The organism is Microbacterium sp. NFH-22A-Y, assembly GCF_021401375.1.
Classification (GTDB): domain Bacteria; phylum Actinomycetota; class Actinomycetes; order Actinomycetales; family Microbacteriaceae; genus Microbacterium; species Microbacterium hominis.
Map to the genome: position 1 here is coordinate 887,212 of NZ_JACBGF010000001.1, position 14,130 is coordinate 901,341.

The window sequence follows — 14,130 nt, forward strand, 5'->3', positions numbered from 1 at the left end:
GCATCCGGCGCGCCCGGGTCAGGCCTCGATGCGACCTCCGGCGAGGCGCACCGTGCGGTCGACGAGTCCGGCCGGCACCTCGACGTGCGAGATCAGCACGACGGCCCGATCGGGATCGACGGCCGACAGCAGGTCGGTGAGCAGCGCATCCGAGGCGTCGACGTCGACACCGGCGGTGGGCTCGTCGAGCACCAGGACGGGGAAGCCGTGCAGCAGCGCCCGCGCCAGGGCGATGCGCTGGGCCTGCCCTCCCGACACGAGCGCGCCGCGCTCCCCGACGCGCGCGTCCAGTCCGCCGCGCTCGTGCAGCCAGTCGCCCAGACCGACCCGCTCCAGCACGGCCTCCAGCTCGGCATCCGTCGCGGTGTCGTGGGCGAAGAGAAGGTTCTGCCGGATGTCCTCGTCGAAGAGCATCGGCTGCTGTTCGCACAGTCCGACCGTCTCCCGTACGTCGTCCGGATCGAGATCGGCGACGTCGACGCCGCCGATCGTGTAGCGCCCGCGCACGGTGTCGAGGAAGCGGACCAGCACGTGCGCCACGGTCGTCTTGCCCGCGCCGCTGGAGCCCACCACGAGCACGCGCTCGCCCGGGGCGATCGACAGGTCGAGGTCGTGCAGCGCGTCCTCCCGCGCCGCCGGCCAGCGCGCCGACACGCCGTGGAGCACGATGCCGTCGCCCAGATCGGGGCCCGTGCCGACCGCCGGGACGGTGGCGACCGGGATGCCGGCCGGCACCGTGTCGGGCACCGCCTCGGCGATGCGTGCGGCCGCCGCGCGCACCTGACGCCAGGCGGATGCCGCCGCGGGAACGGCGGTGAAGACCTCGAACACGGCCATCGGCACGAGCACGACGACCGCGAAGGCGGGACCGGTGATCGTGCCGTCTCCGACGGCGCCCACCGTCGCGAGCACGGCGAGCAGCGACGCGGCACCGGCCAGCACCGACACGAGAGCCGTCGAGCCCGCCTGCGCGCCGGCGCGGCGGGTGACCGCGCGGCGCAGCTCCGCGTCGGCGGCGGCGATCCGTGCCGCGCTGCGCCCGGCCGCGCCGTACGCGGTCAGCACGTCGAGGCTCGCGAGATGGTCGAGGACGGCGTCGGCGAGCCGGGCCCGCAGCGGGGCGATCGACCGCTCGGCCCGCGAGCCGGCGAGCCATCCCCAGCCGACCGCGACGAGCGCCGCGACGACCAGGCAGGTCAAGAGGGTGAGCGCGGCCGGCCACCACACGAGCGCGACGAGCACGACGGCGCCCAGGGCGACGGCCGCCGACGACACGAGTGGCAGCACCACCCGCAGCGGCAGGTTCTGCAGCTCGTCGACGTCGTCGACGAGCGCGCCCAGCACCGACCCGCGGCGGGTGCGGGTGAGGCCGTCCGGGGCCAGCGGGATCAGCCGTCGCACGAGATCGGTGCGCGTGACCGCGAGCTGGCGCAGGGCCGCATCGTGGCTCGCGAGCCGTTCGGTGTAGCGGAAGGCCGCGCGGCTGAGGGCGAACGCCCGCACGCCGACGACGGCGGCCGACAGGTACATCACGGGGGGCTGCTCGCTGGCGCGGACGATCAGCCACGCGCTGCAGGCGAGGAGTGCGACCGCGGAAGCCTCGGACAGGAAGCCGGCGGCCGCGCCCGGCCAGAACCGTCGCAGCGACGGCATCGCGCGCCGGAGCACGTCGGTCGTCGTGGTCACCTCGTCACCTCCTCGGCGGAGACGGCGGGAACGGCGGAGTCGGCGGGGGCGGCGGCGCGGGTGACCTCGGCGCCGGTGACGGCGACCACGCGGTCGGCGATCTCGCGTGCACTGCGGCGGTGGGAGATGAGCAGCACCGTCGCGCCGGCGTCGGCGAGCTCGCGGATGCCGCGCCAGAGGGCGGCCTCCGTCGCGGCATCCAGGGCCGAACTGGGCTCGTCGAGGGCCAGCACCGACGCGTGGCCGCGCAGGTGCCGGTACACGGCGCGTGCGACGGCGACCCGCTGGGCCTGTCCTCCGGACAGACCCGCGCCCTGGACTCCGAGATCGAGGTCCGGGTCGAGCTCGTGCGCCTGCGCGATCCGCAGGGAGCGGACGACGAGGGCACGCCGGGCGGCCGCATCGGCATCCTCGTCACCGAGCGCGACGTTCGCGGCGATCGTGCCGGCGACGAGTCCGGGACGCTGCCCCGCCCACGCGAGCCAGGTCGCCGACGGCAGCGCGCTCACCGGCATCCCGTCGAGCTCGGCCGTGCCGTCGAACCCGGCGGCGCCGAGCAGCGCCGCGAACACGCTCGACTTTCCCGCGCCGCTCGGCCCTTCCAGAAGCGTGATCGTTCCCGGCGCGGCGTCGAAGTCGACCGGTGCCAGCGTCGATTCCCCGCGGCGCACGCGGAGCTCGCGGACCACGAGGTGCCCCCGCGGCCCGGGAGGGAGCGCGGGCGCCGCGGCGCGCGCGGCCTCTCCGCCGGATGCCGCCGACGCGCGGGCCTCGTCGAGCACCGCGAACACGTCCTCCGTCGCGGCCACGCCCTCGGCGGCGGCGTGGAACTGCACGCCGACCTGGCGCAGCGGCAGGTAGGCCTCGGGGGCGAGCAGCAGCACGAACAGGCCGACGGCGAGCGTGATCGTCCCGTCGATGAGGCGGAAGCCGATGGACACGGCGACGATCGCCACCGAGATCGAGGCCAAGAGCTCGAGCGCGAAGCCGGACAGGAACGACACGCGCAGCACGCGCATCGTTTCGGTGCGGTAGGTGTCGGTGACCTTCTCGATCGAGCCGGCCGCGCGGTGCTGGCGCCCGAACACCGTGAGGGTCGACAGCCCCTGGACGGTGTCGGCGAAGCGTGCGGCGAGCCGCCCGAGCGTGCGCCACTGCCGCTGCTGGACGGTGCGCGTCGCGAGCCCGATGAGCACCATGAACAGGGGGATGAGGGGGAGGGTCAGCAGGACGGTCAGCCCCGAGATCCAGTCCTGCCACCACATGACGGCCAGCAGGACGGGCGTCGCGATGGCCGTGAGGACGAGCTGCGGCAGGTAGCGCCCGAAGTAGGCGTCGAGCGCCTCCAGCCCCCGTCCCGCGGTCACGGCCAGGCGGGCCGTGTTGCGTCCCGCGAGCCAGCCCGGGCCGAGGATGCCGACGGCATCCACCAGCTGCGCCCGCAGCTGGGCCTGCACGCGCGCGGCGGCCCGCGCGGACAGCACCTCGCGCGCCCACAGCAGCAGTGCCCGCACCACCACGACGCCGCCGAGGGCCAGGAGCGTCGCGGTGAGCTCGGTCCACGGCATCCCCTCGATCGCGCGGGTGATCGCGTGGGTGAGCAGCCAGGCGAACGCGACGACGACGGCCGTCTGCGCCGCTCCGATCAGGGCGATCGCGACGAAGAACGCGCGGGATGCCGACGCATACCGCAGCAGGCGCGGGTCGACGGGTCGCACGCGTGTGTCTGCCATCCTTCGATCCTGCCTCATCCTTCATCCCCCGCGAGCCGCCATCACACGGCCGAGCCGCCACGTTCCGGCCGGCCGAAGCATGTCGGCTCGAACAGAACGTGGCGGCTCGGCGGTGAGTGTCAGTGCGCTTCGGCCAGCTCGGCCTTCTCGATCGTCGAGCGGGTGATGCGCTTGCGGAACACCCAGTAGGTCCACGCCTGGTAGGCGAGCACCAGCGGCAGGAAGATCAGCGCGGCCCACGACATGATCTGCAGCGTCATGGTCGTGCTCGAGGCGTTGGAGATCGTCAGGCTGAACGCGTCGTCGGTCGTCGACGGCATCACGTAGGGGAACAGGGCCAGCCACAGCGTGAGCACCGCGAAGACGATCGTCACGGCGCCGGCGGCGAAGGCCTTGCCGTCGCGGTCGGCGATGTTGAGCCACACCGACAGCAGCAGCGCGACCGCGGCGATGACGCCGCACGCGATGACGGCCCACAGCAGCGGCGCCTCGCGGCCCGCGGCGATGAAGATCGTCCAGACGACCGTGCCCGCGGCGAAGATCACGGTGGGGATCGCGAGCTTCTTGCCGAGCGCCTGCGCGTCGTGGTGCACCTGCCCGTCGGTCTTCAGGCCGACGAAGTACACGCCGTGCAGGAAGAACAGCAGCAGCGTCGTCACGCCCACCCACAGCCCATACGGGTTGAGGAGCGTGAACAGCGAACCGGTGAAGTTCTTGTCGGCGTCGATCGGCACACCCTGCACGATGTTCGCGACCGCGACGCCCCACAGCAGGGCGGGCACAGCCGAGCCGACCACGATCATCGCGTCGAAGCGGCGCTTCCACCGCAGGTCGTCGCGCTGGTGGCGGTACTCGAACGAGACGCCGCGCGCGATGAGCGCCAGCAGGATCAGCAGCAGCGGCAGGTAGAACCCGCTGAACAGCGTCGCGTACCACTCCGGGAACGCCGCGAACAGGCAGGCGCCGGCGACGATGACCCAGGTCTCGTTGAGGTCCCACACGGGGCCGATCGTGTTGATCACCTGGCGGCGCGACACCTCGTCCTTGCCGAGGAAGGGCAGCGACATGCCGACACCGAAGTCGAAGCCGTCGAGCACGAAGTAGCCGACGAACAGCACTCCGACGATGAAGAACCAGAGATAGGCGAGGTCCATGTCAGCTCCTAGTAGACCGTGGACGGGGTCTGATCGACCGGGACGTCGGACGGATCGGGGTCACCGGGCTCGGGCAGCGGCTGCGGGCCCTCCTTGACCGTCTTAAAGATGAGGCCGAACTCGACCACCGCGAGGATCGCGTAGATCGCGGTGAATGCGATGAGCGAGATCAGCACGGTCCAGCCGGGCACGTTGGGCGAGACGCCGTCCTCGGTGAGCATGAGGCCGAAGACGATCCAGGGCTGGCGTCCCATCTCCGTGAAGATCCAGCCGACGAGGATGCCGAGCAGGGCCAGCGGCGCCTGCCAGATGGCCAGCTTCCACATCCAGCCGGCGACGGGGCGCTTCGCCTTCTTGCGCGTCACCCACAGGCCGGCGACGGCGATCGCCGTGGCGAGCAGGCCGAAGCCCATCATCCAGCGGAAGGCCCAGTAGGTGACCCACAGGACGGGGGCGAAGTTGCCGTCGACCTGATCCGCGAACTGCGGGAACAGCTGCGTCGTGTAGAGCTGGTTGAGGTCGTTGATGCCCTCGACGCAGCCGTTGAAGTCGTGGGTCGAGAGGAAGGCGAGCACGTAGGGGACGCGCAGCGACCACACCTCGCCGGTGCCGTCGGGCGTGCCGATCGAGAAGATCGAGAACGAGGCGTCCGCGCCGCACGCGGTGTTGAACATCGCCTCCGCGGCCGCCATCTTCATGGGCTGGGTCTGCACCATCACCAGGCCCAGCTGGTCGCCCGAGAGGAACACGGCCACGAAGCCGGCGATCATCGCCCAGAGCCCGAACTTCAGCGCCGGGCGCAGCATCTCGACGTTCTGCTTGCGGGCGAGGTGCCACGCGGATGCCGCGATCACGACGCCGGCGGAGAACATGATGGCCGACGAGATCGTGTGGGGGAACTGCGTCAGGGCGACCGGGTTGGTCAGCACCTGCCAGAAGTCGGCCATCTCGGCGCGGTGGCCCGCGGCCGACATCTGGTAGCCCTTGGGGTTCTGCATGAACGCGTTGGCCGCGAGGATGAAGTAGGCCGACAGCCAGGTGCCGACGACCGTCATCCAGATGGTGAGCAGGTGGATGCGGCGGGGCAGCTTGTTCCACCCGAAGATCCACAGACCGATGAACGTGGCCTCGAAGAAGAAGGCCATCAGACCCTCGAAGGCGAGCGGGGCGCCGAAGACGTCACCGACGAAGCGGGAGTAGCTCGACCAGTTCATGCCGAACTGGAACTCCTGCACGATGCCGGTGACGATGCCCATCGCGAAGTTGATCAGGAAGATCTTCCCGAAGAAGCGCGTGAGGTGCAGCCACTTCACGTCTCCCGTGCGGTGCCAGACCGTCTGGAAGATGGCGACGAACAGCGACATGCCGAGCGTGAGCGGCACGAAGATGAAGTGGTACAGGGTCGTGAGACCGAACTGCCATCGTGCGAGCAGCAGCGGATCCAGGAAGTCCATCGTCATCCTTCCGAGGGTGGGAGTCTTCTTCGAGACTGAAGCTACACAGGGTTTTCCCAGCCTTGGAGGCGCTGGGCCGTGAAAAAGAAAAGGGTTCTGATCAGGCCGTGGCCGGGGCGAACATCAGCTGGACGACGCACTCGCGCGGGTCGCAGGAGGGGCGCATCTCGTCCACCGCGAGCGGTCCGCCGGCGGCGGCGAGCACGCTCTGCATGAGGCCCAGGTGCACCTGGCAGAGCATCTCGCGGTGCTCCGCCTGTGACGAGGCGTGCGCGCACGGGGTCAGGTCGACCGTCAGCTCCCGCTCGTCGACGAGCGGGTCGAAGCCCGCGTCGATGAGGTCCTCGACCAGGGCGTCGACCTGGTGCAGCGCGTCGGTGTCGAGCTCGGGCGCCGCGCCGGGGAGCACCCGCCGCATGAGGTCGCCGCGTTCGGCGGCGGCGCGCACCTTGCGCCGCTGGATCGGGCTCGAGGCGCGCACGCCGTCGGCCGCGCTGTAGAGCACGCGCGGACGCCCGCGGGTCGTGCGGTGCTCCGCTGCCGAGACGACGTATCCCTCGTCGATCAGGCGCTGCAGATGCTCGCGCACGGTGTTCGGATGCAGCCCCGTCGCATCGACGATCTCGGTGATCGTGCGACGCGGCTGCTCCTGCACGAGGTGCAGGATCTCGACACGTGAATAGCTGGAAATGGCGCTGTACCCAACCGGGCGACCTGTGGTCATACCTCACATTATTCACGGTGACGCCCCCCACCGCCACCCCCGAAATCCGGCGCTTTCTTCCGGTCCCGCGGAAGCTCCGCATCCGCTCAGCGCGACCTCAGGTCTGCGCCCCTAGAGTCGGAGCATGCAGATCTGGCAGTTGCCGATCATCGGTGGTGCCGTTCCGATCGTGGTCCACGCCGTGGCCGCCGTGTTCCTCGCCGTCGTGCTCGTGCGCCGGTGGGATCGACGCGCCCTCCTGTGGGCGGTGATCGGCGCGGTCGCCGGGGCCGGCCTCGCGGTGCTCGCGGTGCACCTCGTGGACCGCTCGCAGGTGTTCGGCGCCGACCCGCTCCCCGCGTTCGTGCTCCAGTGGGCGGCCGGTGCGCTCGCGGCATCCGGATGGGCGATCGGGGCGATGGTCGGTGCCCGTCCGTGGCGGCGGATCGTGTCGGCGGTGGCCGTCCTCAGCTTCCTCGTCTCCGCGACGATCGGGGCCAACGCCTCCTTCGGGCTCAACCCGACGCTCGGCACGCTGTTCGGCATCGCGGTCGACAACAGCATCGACCTTCCGCACGCCGACAACACGAACGGGGCGGCGCCGGCCGTCCCGCTCGCGCAGTCGTTCGTCCCGCCCGCGGGGATGCCGCAGAAAGGCACGCGCGGAACCCGGAACATCCCCGCCACGGCATCCGGGTTCGACGCGCGTCCGGCGGGCATCTACCTCCCGCCCGCCGCCCTCGTCCCGAACGCGCCGGCGCTGCCGCTGGTGATCATGATGATGGGCCACCCCGGCAACCCCGACCCGACGGCGATCAGCGACGTGCTGGACGACTTCGCGGCGCGCAACCACGGCCTGGCGCCGATCGTGATCGTCGCAGACCAGGTGGGCTCGGCGGTCAACGACACCGCGTGCGCCGATTCGAGCGCCTACGGCCGCGCCCGCACCTACGTCACGCAGGACGTGGTGGCGTGGGCCAAGGCGAACCTGAACATCATCCAAGACCCCGCCTACTGGACGATCGCGGGGTACTCCAACGGCGGCGGCTGTGCGCTGTCGTTCGGTGCCGACTACCCCGGACTCTGGAAGAACATCCTGGACATCTCGGGGGAGCCGTTCCCCGGCTCCGAGCAGGTGGAGAACATCACGAAGACGATCTTCGGCGGTGACGCGGCCGCGTTCGAGGCGTCCAAGCCGGTCAACGTCCTGGCCGCCGCGCCGGCGGGCACGTATGCCGGAATGACCGCGGTGTTCACCGCGGGAGCGGACGATCCGACCTATCGCGCCCACGCCGACGCCGTCGCGGCCGCCGCGCAGAAGGCCGGAATGACCGTGACGCGCTACGACATCCCCGGCGCCGGTCACACCGGCGACGCGTTGAAGCTCGGGATCGTGGAGGGTTTCACGGTGCTGTACCCCGTGCTCGGGCTCTCCGTGACGCCCGGCGGGTGACGACGCTTTTACCTTCGCGTCGGCGTCGCGTCAAGATCGGCGACCTCAAGATCTGCGCAAGATTTCCGCAGGCCGAGAGTGCCTCGGACGGCGTTCCCGGGTCGTATGCGCGTGAATGTTGAGGATGCCGCAAGATTCGCGCCGATCGCTGTCTCGTACGAGCCGAACCACGTAGCGTCGTCAGTACGCGAGCCGGCGCCCGAAGTCGGCCAGCGCATCGATGAGGGCGATCGCCGGTCTGGGGGGATACGGCGGTCGCCTTCATCGTCCGTCCGGCACCGACGGCGGCGCGCGGTCACTCCGGCGGTCGGCTGAAGGTGATGTGGGTCACGCCGCTCTCGGCCGCTTCCGACGTCACGCGGTAGCCGTTCTCCAGCCCGCGGAGGTCGTCCCACAGGCGGATGCCGCGGCCCAGCAGGATCGGCACGACCGCCACGTGGATGTCGTCCACGAGCCCTTCGTCGAGGAAGTCGCGCGCCGTGGTGGCCCCACCGCCGATGCGGATGTCGCCGCCGCCGGCGACGGCGCGCGCCCGGGCCAGGGCGTCGTGCGGGCTCGCGTCGAGGAAGTGGAAGCTCGTGCCGTTGGCCATCTCGATCGATGCCCGGGGTGTGTGGGTGAGGACGAACACGGGGATGCGGAAGGGCGGCTCCTCGCCCCACCAGCCGCGCCACTCGGGGTCGTCGCCGTGCTCGTGCAGACCGAACATGCCGGCGCCCATGATCTCCGCGCCCAGGTCGGCGAAGTAGCGCATCGCGTAGCGGTCGTCGACGCCGGTCGTGCCGGCGCCCGACGAGTCGTGCAGCACGCGCTCGCGGAAGGTGCGGGTCGCCGTGTAGTCCCGCGTCAGCCGCATCCAGTCCTCACCGAACGGGTTCTCGGGCGTCTGATCGGTGGTGGTGGCGAAACCGTCGAGGGAGATGTTCAGGTCGAGGCGGACGCGGCTCATGGTCACCAGCGTCGATCATCCCCGTCGCGGCGTCAATCACCGATCCGGACGTCATGCCCGTCTGCGGAGACGCGCACCGGATTCGGATGCCGTGGCATCCGCCGTCCGAATCCGATGCGTTCGTCCGCATCCGCTCCCTACGCGGAGGCGAGGGTGGACTGCCAGCCGAGCGCCGGGGCGACGTGGCGGGCGAAGGACTCGATGATCCGCAGGTTGAACTCCACACCCAGCTGGCTGGGGATGGTGAGCATGAGGGTGTCGGCGGACATGACCGCGGCATCCTGTCGCAGCTGCTCGACGAGCACGTCGGGCGCCGCGGCGTAGGTCTTGCCGAACGTGGAGCGGAAGCCGTCGATGTAGCCGATGCCGTCGCCCTCCTGGCTGTGGCCGAAGTACAGCTCGTCCTCCGCGGTCGTGATCGGGAACACGGAGCGGCTCACCGAGACACGGGGCGTGCCGGTGTGCCCGGCCTCGGCCCAGGCGGCGCGGAAGCGGTCGATCTGCTCGGCCTGCAGGATGTCGAAGGGACGGCCGTCCGCCTCGGTGACGAGGGTCGAGGACATGAGGTTGAGGCCCGTGCGCCCCGCCCACTCGGCCGTGTCGCGCGAGCCCGCGCCCCACCACACGCGCGAGCGCAGCCCGGGCGAATGCGGCTCGATGCGCTGCAGGCCGTGGCCGCCGCCGAAGGGGGAGTTCGCGTCGCGCTCGGCGAGGCCCTCGCCGTCGATCGCGCGGAGGAAGAGGTCCATGTGCTCGCGGGCGAGGTCGGCCCCGCGGGGGTCTGCCCCGGTGTAGCCGAACTTCTCGTAGCCGCGCACGACCGTCTCGGGTGAGCCGCGGCTCACGCCGAGCGCCAGGCGCCCGTCGGAGATGAGGTCGACGGCGGCGGCCTCCTCGGCGAGGTAGAGCGGGTTCTCGTAGCGCATGTCGATGACGCCGGTGCCCACCTCGATCCGCTTCGTCTTGGCGGCCATCGCCGACAGCAGCGGCATGGGGGCGGCCTGCTGGCGCGCGAAGTGGTGCACGCGCACCGCGACGCCGTTGACGCCGAGGTCGTCCATGCCCTGCGCGAGGTCGATCGCCTGGTGCAGCATGTCGCCGGCGGTGAGCTCGCGCCCGCCGCCGAGCGGGCCGTAGTGGCCGAAGGAGAGGGTTCCGAAGCGTTGCATGATGGGGGCAACGTTACGCTTCCCGCATCCATTCCACTGAATGGATGTCGCGGCTGCCGCGGGTCCGCCGGAGGCGACGGAGATTGCCTCCGCGCGATTGTTCCCGCTAACATGCGGTCATCGCCCTGTGAACGACGCGCGTTCGCACCCTTCGGCACGCATCGTCGCTGCCGAAGCCGGCGGATCACGACAGCGCAGCGACGCGCAGGAGGGGACTCATCCCGTGACGATCACCAGCCCGCCCACCCCATCCCGACGACGTCTGCGGAGGGGATCAGCGCTCGCCGTCGCCGTGGCGACGATGCTGTCCGGCACGATCGTCGGTGCGTCCACGGCGCAGGCCGCCGACGACGACGATGCCTGGTCGGGTCAGGGCAAGAGCTTCACGTCCACCCAGACCGCCGACGGCACCTTCCTGAACGCGATCATCGGCTCCGACGTGCCCGACGTGGCCACGATCCGCATCCCCGCCGGCACCGCAGGGGCGAGCATCGACACCTACTACATGATCTCCACGACGATGGAGCTGACGCCCGGCGCGCCCATCCTGCGCTCCTACGACCTCGTGAACTGGGAGATCGTCAACTACGTCTACGACGTGATGGAGGTCACCGACACCAACGCGCTCCGTAACGGCTACAGTGCCTACGGACAGGGGCAGTGGGCGAGCACCCTGCGCTACCACGACGGCACGTTCTACGTCGTGATGAACAGCAACAACAACGGTCACGCCTACCTCTTCACGACGACCGACATCGAAAGCGGACAGTGGGACAAGTTCAGCTACAACCGGAGCTTCCACGACCCCAACATCTTCTTCGACGGTGACACCCCGTACATCGTCTACGGCAGCTCGTCGACCCAGATCGCGCAGATGAGTCCCGACCTCCACTCGGTGATCAGCGACCGTGTCGCCGCCACCACGGCCACCGCGATCAACAACACGGGCCTGAGCACGACCGAGGTGATGGGCAGCGGCTGGGAGGGCAACCAGGTCGAGTACATCAACGGGTACTACTACATCCTCGGCATCACCTGGGGGAAGTACGGCCGCCAGGCGATCGTGCTGCGCTCCCGGAGCCTGCTCGGCTCCGCGGCATCCGATCCATACGAGGTCCGCGTGGGGGTCGGCTCCAACCTCGTCGCGCAGGGCGGATTCATCGGCACGGGCGATTCGGCGACGCCGCAGTGGGCGCTGCTGTTCGGCGACGACTACCCGACCGGGCGCATTCCCGTGCTGGTGCCGGTGGCGTGGGATGCCGCCGACCCGGATGCCTGGCCCGTGTTCGGCACCGGCGTCCTCGGCAGCTCGCAGGTGCCGTTGCCCGGAACGCAGCCGATGCCCGTCACGCTGAGCGCGGCGGATGCCCGCACGGCCCAGGCGGCGAGCGTCGTCACCTCCGACCAGTTCTCCAACGACGCCACGCCGCGCGACTTCCGCAACCCCAACGTGCCCGCGCCCGAGGTGGTGGTGCCCGAGTCCCGGGGCGAGCACATCGCCAACGGCACGATCGAAGCCGGCACGACGGGATGGCAGGCGCTGAGCGGCGCGAGCCTCAGCCTGGGCTACTCCACGCGCCACCAGGGCGCGATGTCGCTGAAGGTCAACGGTCGCACGACCGACGGCGCCGGCGCGTCGCAAGCGGTGACGACCCTCCAGCGCGGTTCGACCTACGCGGTGTCGGCGTGGGTGCACTACCGCGACGCCGGCAGCGACCCGGCGACGTTCGCGATCACCCTGAGCGACGGAAAGGGACACTCTTACCCGATGGCGCAGGCGAGCGTGCCCAAGGGTTCGGCCTCCGCGCCGACCACCTTCGTCCAGGTCGCGGGAGAGTTCACGGTCCCCGCTGAGGTCGACGTCGCCACCGCGAGGGTCTCGATCGTCACGGCCGGCTCGACCACCGTGCCGGACATCTTCTTCGTCGACGACGTCTCGATGGTCGGAGACCGTCCGGTGCCCGACTACTACACCTCCGCGGAGGGTGCCGACAACGGCTCCCACCTCGCCCTGCCGTGGCAGTGGGGGCACAACGTCGACAACCGGTACTGGTCGCTGACCGATCGCGACGGCTGGCTGCGTCTCACGAACGGTCGCGTCGTGACCGGTGCGGCCAACAAGCAGTACCAGCTGACGTACTTCGAGGAGGCGCGCAACACGTTGTCGCAGCGGACGTTCGCCCCGGCATCCTCCGCGCAGACGAGGCTGGACTTCTCGGGCCTCAAGGACGGGGACGTCTCGGGTCTCGCGGTCTACAACCGGCAGCTCAGCTACATCGGGGTCGCCAAGAAGGACGGCGTCTCCACGCTGGGAATCGTGAACCGTCCCGTGCGCGACTACACCGATCAGGAGTCGATCGCGACCGTGGAGGACTTCCTCGCCAGCGTCGCCGTGCCCCAGGGCGTGACCAGCGTCTCGCTCAAGGCGGACCTCAACATGCGCAAGTCCGGGGCCGACCGCAACACGGTCCGCTTCTACTACAGCTGGGACGGCGTCACCTGGCAGGCGCTGGGCGATGCGCAGGCCAAGCGCTCGTCATGGGAGTCCAAGCACTTCAAGGGCCAGCGGTTCGGGCTGTTCAGCTACGCCACGCAGACGAGCGGCGGTCACGCCGACTTCGACGACTTCTCCCTCTCCGACGTGCTGACCGCAGACGGGCTCGCCGTCGACACGGCCGACCTCGACTGGCTGGTGCGCGAGGCGTCCCGGCTGGACGAGCGCGACTACACGGCGCCGTCGTGGGCGAAGGTGCAGAAGGCGCTCTCGTGGGCGACGTCGGTGGCGGAGCCCTCGACGCAGAACGAGGTGGATGCCCCGGCGCAGGCGCTCAACAGCGCGATCGCGTCGCTCGAAGACGGGCCGTACGTCGCGCCGGTGGTCACCGCCACGGTGACGTCGAACGCGCCCGAGGTCTCCGGGTGGTACCGCGGTGCTGTGTCGGTGACGCTCGCGCTCAACGAGCGCGCGAAGGCGGACATCGAGTACCGCCAGGACGGCGGCGAGTGGAAGGGCTACGCGGGCGAGATCGTCGTCGCGGCATCCGGAGCGCACCAGCTCGACTACCGCGCCAGCGAGGACGGCGAGGCGGTCGCCGGCTCGGGCGGCACGGCGTCGTTCTCGATCGACGTCGATGCGCCGGTGACGACGGCGGTGACGGATGCCGCCGCCCGCACCGTCACCCTGACCGCGGTCGATGCGCATTCGGGCCTCGCCCGCATCGAGTACCGGATCGGCGACGCCGCGGACTGGTCGCCCGCCACCGGCGCGGTCGTCGTCGGCGATGCGGCGACGGTCGTCGGCTACCGCGCGGTCGATCTCATCGGCAACGTGGAGGCCGCGCGGACGGTCACGGTGCCCGCGGCATCCACGTCGACCCCGACGCCGGGCGGTGTGCTCGCCCCCGCGGAGAGCGATCTGACCGCGGCGCTGGAGGGTGCGGTGACCGCGCCCCGCACGGTCCGCGCGGGAGCGTCGCTCACGCTGACGGTGCCCGGTGTGCAGCCGGGAGCTCCGGTCCACGTGTGGATGTTCTCGACCCCGACGTACCTGGGGCAGGCGACGGTCACGACGGCCCACGCGGCCACCGTCACGGTGCCCGCGGGGATGAGCCTCGGCGCGCACCGCGTGGTCGTCGCCGACGCCGACGGAACGGTGATCGGGTGGGCGCCCATCACGGTGACCGCCGGCGACGACGCCCTCGCCGTGACCGGCGGCGACGCGACCACCGCCGTGTCGATCCTGCTCACCGCGCTGGTCCTCCTGGGCCTCGGGGCGCTTCTGGTGCGGCGTCGCCGCCGCGGGTCCGCCTGACCCGCGGCGAGACCGCGT

General features: G+C 70.8%; 9 protein-coding genes. 2 read left to right on the top strand and 7 right to left on the bottom strand.

Annotation, left to right across the window (positions count from 1 at the left end; genetic code table 11):
• Positions 1 to 18 precede the first annotated feature (18 nt).
• The 5 genes from cydC to L0965_RS04260 all read right to left on the bottom strand — a co-directional run bounded on the left by cydC (position 19) and on the right by L0965_RS04260 (position 6,751).
• Entirely contained in the window at positions 19 to 1,686 is a 1,668-nt protein-coding gene (gene cydC, locus L0965_RS04240) for a thiol reductant ABC exporter subunit CydC (RefSeq protein WP_101305772.1), read from the bottom strand.
• Positions 1,683 to 3,419, bottom strand: coding sequence for a thiol reductant ABC exporter subunit CydD (gene cydD / locus L0965_RS04245; RefSeq protein WP_101305773.1), 1,737 nt, complete (start codon positions 3,417 to 3,419; stop codon positions 1,683 to 1,685). Before cydD ends, cydC begins: the two co-directional genes overlap by 4 nt.
• Before the next feature lie 119 nt (positions 3,420 to 3,538).
• Complete coding sequence (gene cydB / locus L0965_RS04250; RefSeq protein WP_060959969.1) at positions 3,539 to 4,573, bottom strand: cytochrome d ubiquinol oxidase subunit II; 1,035 nt, start codon at positions 4,571 to 4,573, stop codon at positions 3,539 to 3,541.
• Positions 4,574 to 4,581: 8 nt separating this feature from the next.
• Complete coding sequence (locus L0965_RS04255) at positions 4,582 to 6,027, bottom strand: cytochrome ubiquinol oxidase subunit I (RefSeq protein WP_060959970.1); 1,446 nt, start codon at positions 6,025 to 6,027, stop codon at positions 4,582 to 4,584.
• A 100-nt stretch (positions 6,028 to 6,127) separates the two neighbouring features.
• The gene (locus L0965_RS04260; protein WP_101305774.1) at positions 6,128 to 6,751 is read right to left on the bottom strand and encodes a metalloregulator ArsR/SmtB family transcription factor; all 624 of its coding nucleotides are present in this window, start codon (positions 6,749 to 6,751) and stop codon (positions 6,128 to 6,130) included.
• 124 nt (positions 6,752 to 6,875) lie between these two features.
• Between L0965_RS04260 and L0965_RS04265 the strand changes: the two genes are divergently transcribed.
• Complete coding sequence (locus L0965_RS04265; protein ID WP_101305775.1) at positions 6,876 to 8,183, top strand: esterase family protein; 1,308 nt, start codon at positions 6,876 to 6,878, stop codon at positions 8,181 to 8,183.
• 295 nt (positions 8,184 to 8,478) lie between these two features.
• Here L0965_RS04265 and L0965_RS04270 read toward each other — a convergent pair whose 3' ends face one another.
• Positions 8,479 to 9,132: a dihydrofolate reductase family protein gene (locus L0965_RS04270; protein ID WP_061782334.1), complete on the bottom strand. Its 654-nt coding sequence runs from the start codon at positions 9,130 to 9,132 to the stop codon at positions 8,479 to 8,481.
• 137 nt (positions 9,133 to 9,269) lie between these two features.
• Positions 9,270 to 10,301, bottom strand: coding sequence for an LLM class flavin-dependent oxidoreductase (locus L0965_RS04275; RefSeq protein WP_060959974.1), 1,032 nt, complete (start codon positions 10,299 to 10,301; stop codon positions 9,270 to 9,272).
• Between the two features lie 223 nt (positions 10,302 to 10,524).
• Here L0965_RS04275 and L0965_RS04280 point away from each other — a divergent pair, with 223 nt between their 5' ends.
• Complete coding sequence (locus L0965_RS04280; RefSeq protein WP_198553678.1) at positions 10,525 to 14,112, top strand: family 43 glycosylhydrolase; 3,588 nt, start codon at positions 10,525 to 10,527, stop codon at positions 14,110 to 14,112.
• The last annotated feature ends 18 nt before the right edge of the window (positions 14,113 to 14,130 follow it).